The sequence below is a fragment of the Candidatus Alistipes pullistercoris genome (genome assembly GCF_027665465.1).
GTDB classification, from domain to species: Bacteria; Bacteroidota; Bacteroidia; order Bacteroidales; family Rikenellaceae; genus Alistipes_A; species Alistipes_A hominis.
The window spans coordinates 318,249-335,432 of sequence record NZ_JAQDED010000001.1 but is presented as its reverse complement, the minus strand read 5'-3'; the positions used below and the strand labels follow the sequence as shown (position 1 = coordinate 335,432).

The window sequence follows — 17,184 nt, the reverse complement described above, 5'->3', positions numbered from 1 at the left end:
TTTTTCGTCAGTTTTTCATGCCGTCCGCGCCCGGCGGATTTGCGGCCTGCAGCAGTTCGCGGCGCAGTTGCCGGATCGTTTTCTTCAGCACCGGGTGCACGTAGTCGGGAAGTACCTCTTCGAGCGGCGCCAGCACGAAATCCCTTTCGGCGATCCGCGGGTGGGGAATCGTCAGCCGGTCGCTGTCGACGACCCGGTTGTCGTAGAACAGCAGGTCGATATCCATCGTGCGCGAACCGTACCGCGGCCCGGGCCGGCGAACCCGCCCCAACTGCCGTTCGATCTGCAGGCAGCGCTCCAACAGTTGTTCAGGCGGAAGCGCCGTGGCGACTACGAGCACCTGGTTCAGAAAACGTTCCTCGGCTTCGAATCCCCACGCTTCGGACTCCAGTACGGACGAACATCGTTCGACGACGCCCACCTCGCGGGAGATCGCCTCCCGCGCCGCTTCCAGGTTTTCCGCTACCGACCCGAGGTTTCCGCCGGTGATCAGGACTGCTTTCGACATCAGATTTTACGGATCAATTTGCTGATTGTTAATGCAAAGTGCGGGAATAGGATGCGCGGGTTGCCATTCTGGGCGACCTGTCGGATCGCCAGTTCCATTTCGGCGATCAGTTGCTCGATGTTCCCGTTGTTGACGTACGGAGCAAATTTCCTGCAAAATTCGTATTCGCGGCCGAACAGGTAGGCGATCCGTTCGACGCCGGCCGTCAGCATGTAGCTGTCGCGGAGCAGCCGGATGGCGTTTTCGAGCAGTTGTTTCTGTTCTTCGCGTCCCAGGGCGGCGACCGTTTCGGCCCATTCCAGCAGTTCCATGTGGCGGTCTTCATAGCTGAGCCGCATCAGCCGCACGAACAGTTCGAAATATTCGTCGCTGCTTTCGCGCTGTTCCAGCACCCGCGACGCTTCGAGGATGCTGCCGCGCGCGAGCCGCGCGACTTTGGCCGCATCGTCCGTCGGCAACCCTTTGCGGGCGGCGAGCCACGCCGCCATCCGTTCGTCCGCGATGGCCGGTACGTCGACGACCTGCATCCGCGACAGGATGGTGGGCAACAGCCGTTCGGGCGATTCGGAGACCATCAGGAAGAGGGTCTTTTCCCACGGTTCCTCGATGATTTTCAGCAGTTTGTTCGCCGCCTGCGTGTTCATCCGCTCGGGCAGCCAGATAATGACCGCCTTGTATTCCGATTCGAACGCTTTGAACGACAGTTTGCGGATGATCTCGTCGGCTTCGAACGTGCTGATATTTCCCTGTTTGTTGTCTATTTCGATGGCCGAATACCACATCGGTTCGCTGAAATACCCGCCGGTTTTTTCGAACAGCCGCCTCCACTGCGACAGGAAAGCGTCGCTCAGCGGCTTCTCGCCCGACGATTTTCCTTTCGGCGTGTTGACCGGAAAGACGAAATGGACATCCGGATGGGCCAATTGCGCGATCTGGCGGCAGGACGGGCATTGTCCGCAAGAGTCCCCGTCGCGGCGGTCGGTGCAGTTCAGGTACTGGGCATAGGCGATCGCCAGCGGCAGTGCGCCGACGCCTTCGCCGCCAATGAAGAGCTGGGCATGGCTGATTCGTCCGCGCGTTACGCCCTGAACCAGTTTGGCGGCGGTTTCTTGCTGTCCTGTGATCTCTTTAAACTGCATGGCTTCGTTGTTTGAAAATGACCGGGTTTTCCGTCGCGGCGGCCGTTTCCGCTCCGGTGTGGCGTTTGCGCGGACTGCGGCGGCGCAACCCTCCCTGCAAAGATACGAAAAACCGCGGAGTTTATTATTTGCGTCCGGTCGATCCGAATCCGCCGGCGCCGCGCTCCGTTTCGCTCAGCTCCGACACGCTTTCCCATTCGATGCGCGTGAATTGCGCGACGACCAGTTGCGCGATCCGCTCGCCCGGTTTCAGTTCGAACGGCTCGTTCGACAGGTTGACCAAGATCACTTTGATTTCGCCGCGGTAGTCGGGGTCGATTGTCCCCGGCGCGTTGGCTATTGAAATGCCGTGTTTGGCGGCCAGCCCGCTGCGCGGACGCACCTGGATCTCGTAACCGTCCGGGATTTCGACGTAAAGGCCCGTCGGAACGAGAGCCCTTTGCAGCGGTTCGAGCACGATGCTTTCGGTCGTATTGGCCCGGACGTCGAGGCCGGCCGCGCTGACCGTTTCGTAATGCGGCAGTTCGAATGCCGATCGGTTTATGACTTTTATTTTCATATCGTTAACGTTTAATGATCGAGTGTAATATACCTTTCATGTCGATTTTTTCGAGACGGATCGCATAGAATCCGAAAGCCGCCAGCATCGCGAGGTTCAGCGTGTACTCCAGCGCGGCGGGTAGCGCGGACGTGAGCAGCGACGCCCCGTAAATCGCCCCGCCGACCAGGAAGTAGGTCCCGATCCGGCGCAAGTCGTACGGGACGGGATAGTGTTTCTGGTTCAGGTAATAGCTGACGGCGACCATGGCGGTTTCGCAGCCCAGCCGGGCGAGCGCGGCTCCGAAATATCCCAAGACGGGAGTCAGCGCCAGGTTCAACCCGAGCGTGAAAACGAGCCCCGTTCCGGTGATCCAGATCGCGTATTTCGTTTCGCCGGTCTTTTTGTACCAGAACGACAGGTTCAGCCAGATCCCTGCGAAAATATTCGCCAGCAGGATGACCGGCAGCATGTAAACCCCTTCGCGGAAGTCTTTCCCCATCATCAGCGCGAACAAGTTCGTGAAGAGCGTGATGCCCAGAAACATGAAGATCGACACGATGATGAAATATTTTTGGGCCTCTGCGTTTTGCCGTTTGAAATCGTCGTTTTTAAACCCCGACAGAAAGTAGGGCTCCGCGGCGTAACGGTACATCTGGGTGAATAGGAAGATGATGACGGCTAACTTCGAAACGGCGCCGTAGATGCCCAACGCATCCATCGAGATGCCCGAAGGCAGCAGGTATTTGATCATCTGCCGGTCGATGAACTGGTTCGATACGCCGGCGATGCCGCTGACCAGCAGCGGGAACGAGTACGCCAGAATCGTCCGCAACTGCCGCCACCGGATGCGCGGCATGGCGTCCCGGAAGTCCGGTATCAGTGCGAACAGCAGCACGATGTTGGCCAGCAGGTCGGCCAGCAGCACGTATCCGGCCCCGTATTGCGGGTCGTACCACGATGCGCAGATGCCGAGTCCGGCCAGTCCGGGCAGTCCCGAGTAGAAAAAGAAAGTCAGCGCGAGGTTGACGATCACGAACAGCAGCCGCAGGATCATGAACCGTTTGGCCCGGCCTTGCTGCCGCAACCGCGCCAGCGGGATCGCCGTGACGGTATTCAGCATAACGATGGCGGCGACCAGCCGGATGTACGACGGATGGTCGGTGTATTCCATGACCCGGGCCAGTTGTGGCGTAAACAGCAGCGCGAGTACGAAAAAAACGATGCTGACGGCGGTCACCGCGCCCCATACGTTCGAAAAGATCGTCCGCTTTTCCGCTTCGCTGCCGGCCTTTCCCGCAAAGCGGAAATAACCGGTTTCGAGGCCCATCGTCAGCAGCACCAGCACGAACGGGATCAGCGCGTAGAGGTCGGTGACGACTCCGTACTCGCCGACGGTCATCACGCGGGTCAGGTACGGGAACAGCAGGTAATTCAGGAAACGGGGCACGATCGTCCCTAGCCCGTAGATCGCCGTCTGTCCCGCCAGTTGTTTCAGCATATCGGGTTAATTTTTCACAAAAATAGCGAAATATGCGATACGATGCGATGTCTGCCCGTTTTTAATATTCCGTGTGTTTCGCCCCGGTTTTTTCGGTCGAAACGTCCGGAACGTTCCGCTTCGAAAACAAAAAAGGCTGCCGCACGAAGCGACGGCCTTTCTGGAAAAGGTTTTATCGGCGGTTATTCCTTGCCGATGTTGTCGAGGGCTTCCTGTACTTTTTCGATGAACATGTCGCCGTCGGCTCCTCCGACGATTCGCCCTACTTCCGTTCCGTCCTTATCGAGGATCAGGAAGGTGGGGTAGGCGCGCACGCCGTATTTTTTAGCGACGTCGATGCCTTCGCCCTTTTCTGCGTCGAATTTGGCGTTGACGAACGTCTTATTGAAGTAGTTGCCCACTTTTTCCTGCGGAAAGACCTGCGTGGCCATCGCTTTGCACGGGCCGCACCAGGTGGCGTAAACATCCACGAACAGGTATTTTTTCTCCTTGGCGGCTTTTGCCAGCAACTCTTTCAGCGTCCCTTTTTCGAACACCGTTCCTTTGATCTCCTTGGCGGCCGGGGCTGTCTCCTTCGTGTTATTCTGAGCGAATGCCGCTACCGAGAACAGCGCCAACATCGTCATTGCAATCCATTTTTTCATAATTTTTCGGTTTTTAATGATTCGTATCGGTTGTCGTTTGCAATTGTCGTTCCATAACAGAACGGAAAAACCGTCCGTTTAGTTGTGCATTTCCTTCGTTATTTTGCGTTTCCGGTCGGTCGCTGCCCGGAGCCGGCCTCTCGTTTTTCCCGCTCGCGGGTGGACAGCAGTCCGCAGGCCGCCTGGATGTCTTCGCCGCGCGAAGCGCGGATCGTCGTCGTGATCCCCCGGCGGGTCAGCGCGTCGCGGAAACGGACCAGGGTCGTCTCGTCCGGGCTTTGCATCGGGGCGTCGGGGATGGCGTGGAAGCGGATCAGGTTGATGCGGCATTTCAGCCCCGCCAGCAGTCGGACGAGCGCTGCTACATGCCGGTCGGAATCGTTGATTCCCCGGAACATGATGTATTCGAAACTGATGCGTCGCTGGTGCGAAAAATCCCATTTTTTCAACTCCTTCACCACTTCTTCGATCGGATACCGGTTTTGTACCGGCATCATTTCGAGCCGTTCGGCGGCGAACGGGTTGTGCAGGCTCACCGCCAGGTGCACTTTCGTCTTCTCCAGGAACGTGCGCATGGCCGGGATGACGCCGACGGTCGACAGCGTGATACGGGTCGGACTCCAGGCGTAACCCCAGTCGGCGGTCAGGATTTCGAGCGACCGCAGTACGTTATCCGCGTTGTCGAGCGGTTCGCCCATGCCCATGTAGACCACGTTGGTCAGTTGCGCGCTTTCGGGGATCGACCGGATTTGATTCAGAATTTCGCCGGCGGTCAGGTTGTGCGCGAAACCTTGGCGCGCCGTCATGCAGAAGCGGCAGCCCATCCGGCAGCCCGACTGCGACGAAACGCACAGCGTCGCCCGCTGGCCGTCCGGGATGTAGGCCGATTCGACGAAGCGATCCCGCAACGTCGGGAAAAGGTATTTTTTCGTGCCGTCCGCAGATTGCTGTACGGCAGCCGACGGGATGCGGCCTACTTGATATCTCTCTTCGAGCGCCCGGCGGTTTTTCAGCGAAATGTTCGTCATCTCGTCGATCGACAGCGCTCCCTTCCGGTAAATCCATGCCGCGATCTGAGTGGCCGTGAAGCGCGGCATCCCGAACGAAGCGGCGACTTCGGCGAGCTCGCCGAGCGTTTTGCCGAACAACCATTCCTTTTCCATAGCGCAACGGGTTTGTACAAATAAAAAAAGGCTGTCGCCGACAGCCTGTAAAAGTCAAGGTGGAGAATACCAGGGTCGAACTGGTGACCTCTTGCATGCCATGCAAGCGCTCTAGCCAACTGAGCTAATCCCCCTTCGGGGGACAAATATAGGCATATTTTCAAAATCTGCAAAACCGGATGACGAAAAAAACGGGCGGAGGCTTTTTTTCGACGGTATTTTTTGTAAATTTGTGGTAAATTGAGTCTGGTGCGCGAGAGACGGGGGAGGGTGTTCCGGCCGCGTGGCGAAGCGCCTTTTTTGAATTTATGAAACAGGAAAACGAAACGATAGTTCCCGCCCGCGAAGCCGTGCTGGTCGCGGTGATCCGGGATCAGCAGCAGGAACGGCAGGCCGTGGAATACCTCGACGAACTGGAGTTTCTGGCCGAGACGGCCGGGATCGCTTCGGTCAAACGGTTTACCCAGCGGTTGGCCAACCCTTCGTCGAAAACGTTCGTCGGCGAGGGTAAACTGGCCGAGATCGCGGCTTACGTCGAGGAGCACGAGATCGCCTACGTGATTTTCGACGACGAACTGACTCCGTCGCAGTTGCGCAACCTCGACCGGATTTTCAAAAATAAGATTTACGACCGGACAAGTCTGATTCTCGATATTTTCGTGCAGCGTGCGACCACGGCCTATGCGAAAGCGCAGGTCGAACTGGCCCAGTGTCAGTACTTGTTGCCTCGGTTGACCGGGATGTGGACGCATCTCGAACGGCAGCGCGGCGGAACCGGGACGCGCGGCGGCGCCGGCGAACGGGAGATCGAGACCGACCGCCGCGTGATCCGCGACCGGATCAGCAGGCTGAAAGAGCAGCTCAAAAAGATCGACCGGCAGATGGCCGTGCAGCGCAGCAACCGCGGGTCGCTGGTGCGCGTGGCGCTGGTAGGCTATACGAACGTCGGAAAATCGACGTTGATGAATCTGGTTTCGAAAAGCGAGGTTTTTGCCGAGAACAAGTTGTTCGCGACGCTCGACACGACGGTGCGCAAAGTTGTTTTCGACAACCTGCCGTTCCTGCTGTCGGATACGGTCGGCTTTATCCGCAAATTGCCGCATCAACTGGTCGAATCGTTCAAGTCGACGCTCGACGAGGTGCGCGAAGCCGACCTGCTGCTGCATGTGGTGGATATTTCACATCCGAATTTCGAGGAGCAGATCGACGTGGTGAAGCAGACCCTGCAGGAGATCGGGGCGGGCGATAAACCGGTTTTTCTGATCTTTAACAAGATCGACGCTTACACGTTCGTCCGCAAGGACGAGGACGACCTGACCCCGGCCACGCGTGAGAATCTTTCGCTGGAAGATCTGAAGCAAAGCTGGATCGCAAAAGCCAACACGCCGTGTATCTTCCTTTCGGCGCGCGAGAAAATCAATATCGAAAAGTTCCGGCACGACCTGTACGGCATGGTGCGCGAGATCCATGCAGGGCGTTATCCGTTCAATAACTTTTTGTATTGATCGTATTTCTGTGAAATACAAAAATGTATTTTAATAAAGGATATTGCGAAAATTCACAAAACAGCTACATAAAAAAAAGGGCGGACAGATGATGATACGGGTATTGGATCGGGAAAACACCATTTTCAACAGATTTATCGCGCAGATGCGCGATGTGAACGTGCAGGGCGACAGTATGCGCTTCCGGCGCAACCTGGAGCGGGCCGGCGAGGTGATGGCTTATGAGATCAGCAAGACGCTGCACTATACGAAGCATGTCGTGGAGACGCCGCTCGGCGAAGCCGAAGTGTCGCTGCCGGACGACCAACTGGTGATCGCTACGATCCTGCGGGCGGGGATTCCGTTTCATCAGGGTTTTCTGAATTATTTCGACGATGCGCAGAACGCGTTCGTGTCGGCCTACCGGAAGTATAGCAAGGACGGCAGTTTCCATATCAAGGTCGAGTATATATCGAGTTGCGAATTGACCGGCAAGACGCTGCTGCTCGTCGATCCGATGCTGGCTACCGGGGCGTCGCTGGCGCTGACCTATCAGGCGTTGCTGGAGAAGGCCGGGAAACCCCGCCGGACGATCGTCGCTACGGTGATCGCCAGCGAGGAGGGGATCGAGTTCGCGAAAAAGAATTTTTCGATGCAAGAGGCCGAGATTTGGTGCGGAACGGTGGATGCCGAACTGACGGTGAAATCCTATATCGTTCCCGGGATCGGCGATGCCGGCGATCTGGCCTACGGCGATAAAATGTAATGAACTGTTAGATAGGGCGAATGCCCGATGGGGGAACGATGGAGAATCCGCAGTTGGAACTGGCCGACCGTTTTATCGGGGAGACCGCCGTCAATCTGTTTTTGACCGGACGGGCGGGGACGGGCAAGACTACGTTCCTGCACAGGCTGCGGGAACGCTCGCCGAAACGGATGATCGTCGTGGCGCCGACCGGTGTGGCAGCGATCAATGCCGGCGGGGTGACGATCCATTCGTTTTTCCAGTTGGCGTTCGCACCGTATATTCCCGAATCCGTCCGCGGCGTGAACCCGCAGAACCGACAGGAGCAGTTCCGTTTCAATAAACAGAAAATAGCCATTATTCGCAGCATCGACCTGCTGGTGATCGACGAGATCAGCATGGTCCGCGCCGACGTGCTCGATGCGGTCAGCGACGTGCTCAGGCGGTACCGCGATCCGGGCAAACCGTTCGGCGGCGTGCAACTGCTGCTGATCGGCGACCTGCAGCAGTTGGCTCCGGTCGTGCGCGACGAGGAGTGGAGCTTGCTCGGTCGATTCTATGCGTCGCCGTTCTTTTTCGAATCCCGGGCACTGAAAGAGACATCGTACGTCTGCATCGAATTGCAACATATTTACCGGCAGAGCGACGAACGCTTCATTACGATGCTGAATGCCGTGCGCGAAAGCCGCGTCGATCCTGCGATGCTCGAAGAGCTGAACCGCCGTTACCGGCCCGCTTTCGATCCGGACGAAAAGGACGGATACATTACGTTGACATCGCATAACCATACGGCGCATGGGATCAACGAGGCGAAAATGGCCGCGCTGCCCGGCGCGTCCTGTACTTACCAGGCGGCGCTGGAAGGAACGTTTCCGGAATACCTTTATCCGACCGATGCGTCGCTGACGTTGAAGGCGGGGGCGCAGGTGATGTTCATCAAAAACGATCCGTCGCCCGAGAAACGGTATTATAACGGAAAAATCGGTATCGTGACGGGGTTGGACGACGGGTCGGTCGAGGTGCTGCCGCACGGGGCCGCCGAGCCGATCGCCGTGGAACCGGCCGAATGGCTGAATACCAAATACAAGATCGATCCCGAAACGAAAGAGCTGACCGAAGAGGTCGAAGGCCGCTTCGTTCAGTATCCGCTGAAAGCGGCATGGGCTATTACGATCCATAAAAGCCAGGGGCTTACGTTTGAACGCGCGGTGATCGACGCGGCCGACTCTTTTTCGCACGGGCAGGTGTACGTGGCGCTCAGTCGCTGCAAGAGTTTGGAAGGGTTGGTGCTGCGCGCCCCGCTCGACGCGCGTTGCATGATCTGCGATCCTACCGTCCGCGCGTTTACGGATTACGCCGCGGAACACCGGCCGGACGGCGCGCTGCTGGCCCGTCAGGCCGAAGCTTATTACCGGCGGCTGTTGTTGGAACTGTTCGATTTCGCGGCGGTAGGCAAACGACTGCGGATACTCCGCCGGTTCGTCGACGAACACCTGGGCGCGCTTTATCCGAAATTGTCGGCCATGTGGCAACAGCATACGGTGCGTTTCAGCACCGAGATAAGCGATGTCGGCATTCGTTTCCAAAAACAGATCGACCGTATGATCGGCGGGAGCGCAGGCTACCGCGACGATCCGCGGCTCGCCGAACGGGTCGGCAAAGGACGGGACTATTTCCTGGCCCGATGCGGCGAGATTATCGATCCGCTGTTGGCGGCCTGCGACGTCGAGATCGACAGCAAGGAGCTGCGGAAAGATTTTGCGAAGATGCTGTCGGCGGCCGGGGACCAGGTGCGGATTAAAAAAGCCGTGCTGGAGGCGACCGCTGACGGATTCGACCTGCACCGTTACCTGGAAGCGAAGGCGAAGGCTTCGCTGGAAGAGTCCCGGAGTTCGGTCGGCGCGGAAGCCAAGGTGACGGTTTCCGACGACGTGCTGCATCCGGCGCTTTTCGAAACGCTGCGGAGCTGGCGCAAAGAGGAGGCCGGCCGGCAAAAAGTTCCGGTATACGTGGTGATGAGCCAGAAAGCGCTGCTCGGCGTGTCGAACCTGTTGCCTTCTTCGCTCCGCGAACTGGCGCGTATCAAAGGGGTAGGCGATAAGTTTCTGGAGAAATACGGGGATACGGTACTGGAATTCGTTCGGGAGTTCCGGGCCGAAACGGGAGCCGATATGGATTTCCCGACTCCGGAGGTCGCCGTGAGGCCGGATGCAGGGGGGACGAAACCGAAGAGAAAAGAGCGGGAGGACACGCGGCTGGTTACGCTGGGATTGCTCGAAGAGGGGCTTACCCGCCGCGAAATCGCCGCCGAACGCGGATTGAGCGCAGCTACGATCGACGGGCATATTGCCGACCTGATCCGGCGCGGCGCGCTCGAAGCCGACCGATTCGTGCCGGAAGACAAGATCCGGGCGATTACCCGTTGTCTGAACGAGCATCCCGGAGAGAAATTCGCATTGATCCAGGAAAATCTCGGCAGCGATTATTCGTACAGCGAGATTCGTTTCGTGCACAGTGCGCTCGAACGGGGCGAGTAGTCCGCCGTTGCGGTTTCCGTTTTTGTTATCTGCCGCAAGAGTGTTACCTTTGTTCCGCATAAAACAACGGATCATGGAACAGAATTACGCCAGAGAAGAGGTGTACAATCCCGAAACCATCGAGAAACTTTCCGAACATTACCGAGCGATCCTCGAACTGCTGGGCGAGGATACCGACCGCGAAGGGTTGGTCAAGACGCCCGAACGGATCGCCAAGGCGATGTGTTTCCTGACGCGCGGTTACGATGAAGATCCGCGCGAAATCCTGTTGTCGGCCAAATTTCACGAAGAGTACAAACAGATGGTGATCGTCAAGGATATTGAGCTGTATTCGCTTTGCGAACACCACATGCTTCCTTTTTACGGGAAGGCGCACGTCGCATACATTCCGAACGGCTATATTACCGGACTCTCTAAAATCGCCCGGGTTGTGGAAGCTTATGCGCGCCGTCTCCAAGTGCAGGAACGACTGACCGTCCAGATCCGCGACTGCATTCAGCAGGCGCTCGATCCGTTGGGGGTGGCGGTGGTGATCGAGGCCGGACACATGTGCATGCAGATGCGAGGCGTGCAGAAACAGAGTTCACTGACCACTACTTCCGCATTTACAGGCGTGTTCCTCAGGCAGATGCAGACCCGGGAGGAGTTTATTCATCTGATCCGCCGCGGCTGATCCGTCTTCTGCAAGGGAGATTCCGGTCGAAAAATCAAAGCGGACCGGGAGGAAGATTTTTCCTGATTTATTCTTTCGCCTTCGTCTCTTCGACGTGCGGGCGGGCCACCGCTTCGCCTTCGCGGATAACCGGATAACCGGGTTTTACGGGCGGTTGCTGCGGAGCCTCGGGGGCCGGCGGAGTCCCGGCGACGGAATCCTGCTTCGGAGTCGTATCGACCGTAACTTTTCCTTTTACTTTGCGCATTACGAAATCGTCGAACCGCTCGTTCGATTCGAACCCGTCGGCATAGATGACATCCCCTTTCTGGGTGATTTTCGAATCGACGTTGGAATAGACCCGTTTGGATTTCTGGTTCCAGAACAACTGCTCGGTTTCGAGCTGGTTGCCGTCGGCATTGCTGCCGCGGACATTTCCTTTGGCTTCCCAGAGCTGCTGCCGTTTCATGAAGATCGCGTAATTGGCCGACAGCTTCGCTTCGACAGTCTGGGTCGAGTCGTTGTAGGTCTCGATCTCGATCCCTTTGCGGAATTCGATGTAGGGTTCCTCGGCATATTCGTACTCTTCGAGCAGCGGCGCGGAAAAACGGAAGGAGAGGTTACCTTCCTTCGTCTGGATGACCGTCAGGTTCTCGCTCTGCTGGGTCATCATATTCTGGTTGTTCTCCTCTTCGACGACGGCCGTTTGCCGCGAGCACGAAAACAGCAGCGCCGCACTTCCGAGAAGTGCGGCGACGGCCGTGATATTTCGGTAAAAGCGAATCATTTCGATCGGGGGCCGGTGTTATTGGTACTTGAACCGCTTGAACCAGTCGTCCTCGCCGAACAAGCTCAGCCCGATGGAGAGTTTGATGTAATTCTCCCGGATCATCCGAAACTGCCGCGTTCCCATCGCGCCGTCGGCGGTTCTGCCGCGCTGGCCGAATTCGACTCCGACATTGACGGCGCTCAGTCCCTGGACTTTGATCGGAATGCCCACGCCGAGCGTGATGGCCTTGTCGCGGACGTTGTGCCCGTTGATCCGCATGTAGTAATCGTTGTAACGGAAGCCGAGCCGGTAAGACCACCGGTTCAGGACATGGCGGACATCCATCGGATTCGGAATGTACTGAACGCCGAACTTGATGTACTGGTTGTTTTTGAATTCTATGCCGTTCATCGGATCGTTCGTGTTCACGTTGTTCCACTGTTCCATGGAGTAATCCAGGCCGAGGCTTAACCGTACGGATTGGTAGCTCAGGCCGAACGTGAACGTATTGGGCAGCGAGAAATTCTCTTTTGAAGTCGTATCGGTAATTTTGTCCGACGTAATGCTGGTCGAGTAGATCGAGCGGCTCGTGGTCGGCTTGAGATTCGTCCTGGGCCGGTAAGTCGCTCCGAAGGTCAGCACGCGTTTGTCGCTCTGAATCAGGTCGTATTGCAATCCGATGTTGGCCCCCAGCCGCGAAATGGATTCCCGCGCGGTTCCGTGGGCGTTGACGAAGGTTTCGTTGGACAGCAGCGAAGTGATGTCGGTGTTGAAATACCGCGAGATGCGCCCGTGGTAATAAACCATGTCGGCGCCGACCGACAGACGTTTGGTCAGCAGGATGCCGAATCCCAGCTTGGCCTGCGTGACGTTCCCTTCTCCGGTGTAGTTATACAGCACGTCCATATTATTAGCCAGGAAGAACGGGTCGGTGTCGCGCATTTCGATCCGGTAGCCCACGCTGCTCATCGGGGTGACGCTGATGCCGATTCCCAGCGAACGGGCTATCGGGAACGCAAGTGCGATGTCCCTTACGTTGAACGAATTGTGGCTGGTTTTGGCTGCCGAGGTTTTCGAGTAGGTGTTGTTTCCTTCGATTTCGACGTTGAACAGGAACGTTTTTTGTTTCAGAATGCTGTAAGAGGCCGGGTTCAGGTAGTTTATCTTCAGCGCGTTGCGTAATCCGATACCGGCGCCTCCCATCGAACGCATATACCCGGGACCCTGGGTCGAGAAGTCCCCGATTCCGTAAAACGTATAAGGAGAGAAAGTATTCAGACTGCTGCTCTGAGCCCACGCCGCTGCGGGCAACGCCAGCAACAATGCCAGGACAACCCGGAGAATTCGCTTGTTATTCTGCATTATATTCTAAAATTCGGTTCAGACCGTAAGCCACAAGGTCGTAGGTTGCAAATATCGTATTTTTTAATCGTTTGGCAAAGAAATTACTGTCTCCCCCGGTGAAAATTATCCGCAGGTCGCTGTATTTGCGTTGCAGGTCGCGGATATAGCCTTCGATTTCGTAAACGATTCCGTTGACCACGCCGCATTCGATGGCGCTTACGGAGGTGTTGCCGAACAGTTCGGTCGGGTTATCGTTCAGCGAGCACAGCGGCAGTTTTTTCGTGAAGTGGTGCAGGGCCTTGAAACGGATCGCCGCGCCGGGGGTGATGTTGCCGCCGAGGAATTCGCCGCCCGAGACGACGTCGATCGTAATGGCCGTTCCGAAATCGACGATCAGGATATCGCTGTTCGGGTAGATCGTATTGGCTCCTACGGCTGCGGCCAGCCGGTCGGCGCCCAGCGTGCCGGGCGTGGCGTAGCGGTTGACGATCGGCACCGGGACGTTTTGGTCGAACCTCAGGAACCGCTTCATGCGCTGTTCCAGGAACCGTTCGAGTTCCTCGTCCGTGTCGCGCGACGAGACGATCACCGCGGCGTCGATGCCCGGGTTCGCTTTGAGCAGTTTTTCGATATAGGCCGTGTCGATCTGTTCGGTTTTCAGAAAATCGACGACCTGGCCACCGTCGATGATGGCCAGTTTGGCGAGCGTGTTTCCTATGTCGATAGCAAGATTCATCCGTACAAAATTAGTGATAAAAACCGTTCCCGCAACCTCCCGCCGCTCTCCGCTCCGGTACGAAATCCCGCTAAACGACCCCTTCCCCGCGGACTTTGGCTGCCAGTTCGCAAAGGTTCGCAGTCGCTTCGGATATGTTTTTTATATTTCTAACTACAATAGACAGCTTATTATTGTTCTGTTTGAAAATAAATTTACTGTCGGGGCGCGTCGCGATTTTCAGGATGTTGCCGAATACCGTGCTTTTGTAGTAGGCCGAATGCTGGTTTTCGATGAATTTCAGGATCATGATGCCGTTTTTGACGATCGCTTTCTCGAACCCGAGTTCGATGCATACCCACCGCATCCGAACGATGTCGAACAACTCGCGGGTCGCTTCCGGAACCGGGCCGAAACGGTCGATCAGATTTTTCTCGAAAAGGGCCAGCCGCCGGTCGTCTGTGATGTGGTCGAGTTCGCGGTACAGGCGGATTTTCTCGGCGGAACTGCTGATGTAAGCGTCCGGGATAAAGGCTTCGCGGTCGGTGTCGATCTGCGTGTCGGAGATGTACGTGGCCGGTTGCGGCGGCGCCGTTTCGCCGGGCGTTTCGCCGGTTTTCGCGAATTCTTCTTCGCGCAGTTCGGCGATCGCCTCGTTCAGGATTTTCTGATAGGTTTCGAAGCCGATATCGGCGATGAAACCGCTCTGTTCGCCGCCCAGTAGGTTGCCTGCGCCGCGGATGTCCAGATCCTGCATGGCGATGTTGAATCCCGCGCCGAGGTCGGAGAACTCTTCGATGGCCCGCAGCCTGCGTCGTGCGTCGGACGACAGCATTTCGTCCGGCGGCGTCAGCAGGTAGCAGAACGCCTTGCGGTTCGACCGCCCGACGCGGCCGCGCAATTGGTGCAGGTCGCTCAGGCCGAAGTTTTGGGCATTGTCAATGATGATCGTGTTCGCGTTCGGCACGTCCACTCCCGATTCGATGATCGAAGTGGCTACCAGCACGTCGAACTCCCCGTAAATGAAGTCCATCATCAGTTGTTCGAGCTGTTGCGGGTTCATCTGCCCGTGCCCGACGCCAACGCGCGCTTCCGGGCACAGCTTCCTCACGAGGCGTTCGATGTTGCCGATCGTCTCGACGCGGTTGTGGACGAAATAGACCTGCCCGTTGCGGGAGAGCTCGTATCCGATCGCTTCGCGGATGATCTCCTCGTCGAACAGGTGGCTCTCGGTGGCGATCGGCTGGCGGTTCGGCGGCGGCGTTGAAATGACCGACAAGTCGCGCGAACCCATCAACGAGAATTGCAGCGTACGCGGGATCGGGGTGGCCGTCATCGTCAGCGTGTCGATGTTGGCTTTCAGGTGGCGCAGTTTCTCTTTGGCCGCTACGCCGAATTTTTGTTCTTCGTCGATAATCAGCAGGCCCAGATCCTTGAATTCGATGCTTTTGCCGAGCAGTTTGTGCGTTCCGACCAGAATGTCGATCTTGCCGGCGGCCAGGTCGTCGGCGATCTGCCGCACCTCTTTCGCGCTTTTCACGCGGCTCAGGTGCTCGATCCGCACGGGGAATTCTTTCAACCGGTCGTTGAACGTTCGGTAATGCTGCAAGGCGAGGATCGTGGTCGGAACCAGTACGGCGACCTGTTTCGAGTCGGTGACTGCCTTGAAAGCGGCCCGGATCGCGATCTCGGTCTTGCCGAAGCCGACGTCGCCGCAGATCAGCCGATCCATCGGCGTGCGGCTCTCCATATCCTGCTTGACCAGTTGCGTGGCGGTCTGCTGGTCGGGCGTATCTTCGTAGATGAACGAGGCTTCCAGTTCGTGCTGCAGGTAACTGTCCGGCGAATATGCGAAACCTTCGCTCGCCTTGCGTTTGGCGTACAGCGCGATCAGCTCGCGGGCGATGTCCTTGACCGCCTTTTTCGTGTTCAGCTTCATCCGCTGCCAGGCGCCCGATCCCAGCTTGTAGATTTTCGGCGGTTCGCTCTCCTTATCTTTGTATTTCGAAATGCGGTGCAGCGCGTGTACGTTGACCAGCAGCACGTCGTTGTCGCGGTAGACCAGCTTGATCGCTTCGTGTACCTTGCCGTTTTCGACCGTGCGCGTCAGTCCGCCGAAGCGTCCTACGCCGTGGTCGATGTGTACCACGTAATCGCCTACCTTCAGCGAGTTAAGCTCCTGGATCGTCAGACTTTCGCTGCGGTCCAGTTCGCCGCGGATGCGATAGCGCTGATAACGGTCGAAGATCTGGTGGTCGGTATAAAAACACTTTTGCGAAATGTGGTCGATGAATCCGGCGTGCAGCGTCAACGGCACCGATCCGAACCGGACCTGTTTGGCGCCGATCGAATTGAAAATATTGCCCAGGCGTTCCAGTTGGGCTTTATTTTCGGTCAGGAAAAAAGTTTCGTATCCGTTTTCGCGGTTTCGTGTGATGTCTTCGGCCAACAGTTCGAAATTCTTGTTGAACTGCGGCTGCGGCGAAGTATTGAAGGCGATCCGGACGTCTGCGGCGCGTTCGGTGATGTTGTCGTTGAGCAGGATGAAGGTCGCCTTGCCGCTGTTTTCTAAAAATTCTTTGCGACTGGTGACCATCCGGTCGATTTCGGACGGATTTTCGAGGTCGCCGAGTATTTTGGTGCGGATGTCGTTGAATCGTTTCAGCGTGTATTCGCCGTCGGCGATCCAGTAGACGGCCTGTCCGGCGAACGTGGCGAACGAAACGCGGGCCGACGCATTGGCGATGTCCTTCAGGTTCGGGACGATTTCGACTTCGGCGAGTTTCCCGGTCGAGAGTTGCGTCGAAATGTCGAACGGGCGGATCGAGTCGATCTCATCGCCGAAAAAGTCGATGCGGTACGGCACGTTGGACGAAAACGAAAAAATGTCGATGATTCCGCCGCGTACCGAGTATTGTCCCGGTTCGTAAACGAAATCGACCCTTTCGAAACGGTTCGTCGTGAGGATTTCTTCGACGAATGCCGTCGAGAGACGGTCGCCTCTGCGCAGCGTCAGGATGCTTTCGCGGAGCTGCTGCTGGCCGACGACTTTTTCGGCCAGCGCTTCCGGATAGGTGCAGAGCGCCAGCGCGCCGCCGTCGTTGTTTTTTACGGCGTTCAGCGCCGCCGTTCGCTGTACGATCCCCGACGGATCTTCCTGTCCGAATTGGATCGAACGTTTGTAGCCGGTCGGGAAAAACAGCAGTCGTTCTTCGCCCAGCAGCGGAAACAGATCGTTGTACAAGTAGCCCGCCGCGTCCCGGTCTTCCATGACGAAAACGTGCAGCCCTCCGGTTTGCCGCACGGCTGCCGCCGCGACCAGCGACAGCGACGATCCGGTCAGCGAAGCCAGTCCGACGCTGCGGCCGGGACGGATCTCCGCGGCCAGTTGCCGGTAAGCTTTTTCGCCGGTAAAAAGTTGCAGCAGTTCGTCGGTGGTCATGGT

General features: G+C 57.3%; 14 protein-coding genes and 1 tRNA gene. 4 read left to right on the top strand and 11 right to left on the bottom strand.

Annotated features, from left to right (window positions below; translation table 11 throughout):
• Positions 1-7 precede the first annotated feature (7 nt).
• The 7 genes from folK to PGR91_RS01515 all read right to left on the bottom strand — a co-directional run bounded on the left by folK (position 8) and on the right by PGR91_RS01515 (position 5,627).
• Positions 8-508, bottom strand: coding sequence for a 2-amino-4-hydroxy-6-hydroxymethyldihydropteridine diphosphokinase (gene folK / locus PGR91_RS01545; protein ID WP_118655466.1), 501 nt, complete (start codon positions 506-508; stop codon positions 8-10).
• Positions 508-1,647, bottom strand: coding sequence for an ATP-binding protein (locus PGR91_RS01540; RefSeq protein WP_101571800.1), 1,140 nt, complete (start codon positions 1,645-1,647; stop codon positions 508-510). The genes folK and PGR91_RS01540 overlap by 1 nt, the downstream gene beginning before the upstream one ends.
• A 124-nt stretch (positions 1,648-1,771) precedes the next feature.
• Positions 1,772-2,206: a dUTP diphosphatase gene (dut, locus tag PGR91_RS01535; RefSeq protein WP_055202594.1), complete on the bottom strand. Its 435-nt coding sequence runs from the start codon at positions 2,204-2,206 to the stop codon at positions 1,772-1,774.
• 4 nt (positions 2,207-2,210) lie between these two features.
• Positions 2,211-3,686, bottom strand: a complete 1,476-nt coding sequence (locus PGR91_RS01530; protein WP_118655464.1) for an oligosaccharide flippase family protein — start codon at positions 3,684-3,686, stop codon at positions 2,211-2,213.
• A 182-nt stretch (positions 3,687-3,868) separates the two neighbouring features.
• Positions 3,869-4,330, bottom strand: coding sequence for a thioredoxin family protein (locus PGR91_RS01525; RefSeq protein ID WP_055202588.1), 462 nt, complete (start codon positions 4,328-4,330; stop codon positions 3,869-3,871).
• Between the two features lie 98 nt (positions 4,331-4,428).
• Entirely contained in the window at positions 4,429-5,493 is a 1,065-nt protein-coding gene (gene rlmN, locus PGR91_RS01520; protein WP_101571794.1) for a 23S rRNA (adenine(2503)-C(2))-methyltransferase RlmN, read from the bottom strand.
• A 60-nt stretch (positions 5,494-5,553) separates the two neighbouring features.
• Positions 5,554-5,627, bottom strand: a tRNA-Ala gene (locus PGR91_RS01515).
• 174 nt (positions 5,628-5,801) lie between these two features.
• Between PGR91_RS01515 and hflX the strand changes: the two genes are divergently transcribed.
• The 4 genes from hflX (at position 5,802) to folE (ending at position 10,932) form a co-directional block, all read left to right on the top strand.
• Positions 5,802-6,998, top strand: coding sequence for a GTPase HflX (gene hflX / locus PGR91_RS01510; protein WP_101571792.1), 1,197 nt, complete (start codon positions 5,802-5,804; stop codon positions 6,996-6,998).
• Positions 6,999-7,086: 88 nt separating this feature from the next.
• Positions 7,087-7,743, top strand: coding sequence for a uracil phosphoribosyltransferase (gene upp / locus PGR91_RS01505; RefSeq protein WP_055203514.1), 657 nt, complete (start codon positions 7,087-7,089; stop codon positions 7,741-7,743).
• 20 nt (positions 7,744-7,763) lie between these two features.
• On the top strand, positions 7,764-10,259 hold the full coding sequence (locus tag PGR91_RS01500) for a helix-turn-helix domain-containing protein (RefSeq protein WP_259336691.1): 2,496 nt from the start codon (positions 7,764-7,766) through the stop codon (positions 10,257-10,259).
• A gap of 73 nt (positions 10,260-10,332) precedes the next feature.
• Positions 10,333-10,932, top strand: coding sequence for a GTP cyclohydrolase I FolE (gene folE / locus PGR91_RS01495; protein WP_101571788.1), 600 nt, complete (start codon positions 10,333-10,335; stop codon positions 10,930-10,932).
• Positions 10,933-10,999: 67 nt separating this feature from the next.
• Here folE and lptC read toward each other — a convergent pair whose 3' ends face one another.
• From lptC to mfd, 4 genes are all read right to left on the bottom strand, one after another.
• Positions 11,000-11,698: an LPS export ABC transporter periplasmic protein LptC gene (gene lptC, locus PGR91_RS01490; RefSeq protein ID WP_055202580.1), complete on the bottom strand. Its 699-nt coding sequence runs from the start codon at positions 11,696-11,698 to the stop codon at positions 11,000-11,002.
• A gap of 18 nt (positions 11,699-11,716) precedes the next feature.
• A complete protein-coding gene (locus PGR91_RS01485) occupies positions 11,717-13,042 on the bottom strand; it encodes a hypothetical protein (RefSeq protein ID WP_101571786.1) in 1,326 nt (441 codons plus the stop codon).
• Entirely contained in the window at positions 13,032-13,760 is a 729-nt protein-coding gene (locus PGR91_RS01480; protein WP_055202574.1) for a type III pantothenate kinase, read from the bottom strand. Before PGR91_RS01480 ends, PGR91_RS01485 begins: the two co-directional genes overlap by 11 nt.
• 70 nt (positions 13,761-13,830) lie before the next feature.
• Entirely contained in the window at positions 13,831-17,181 is a 3,351-nt protein-coding gene (gene mfd, locus PGR91_RS01475) for a transcription-repair coupling factor (protein WP_055202571.1), read from the bottom strand.
• Between the last annotated feature and the right edge of the window lie 3 nt (positions 17,182-17,184).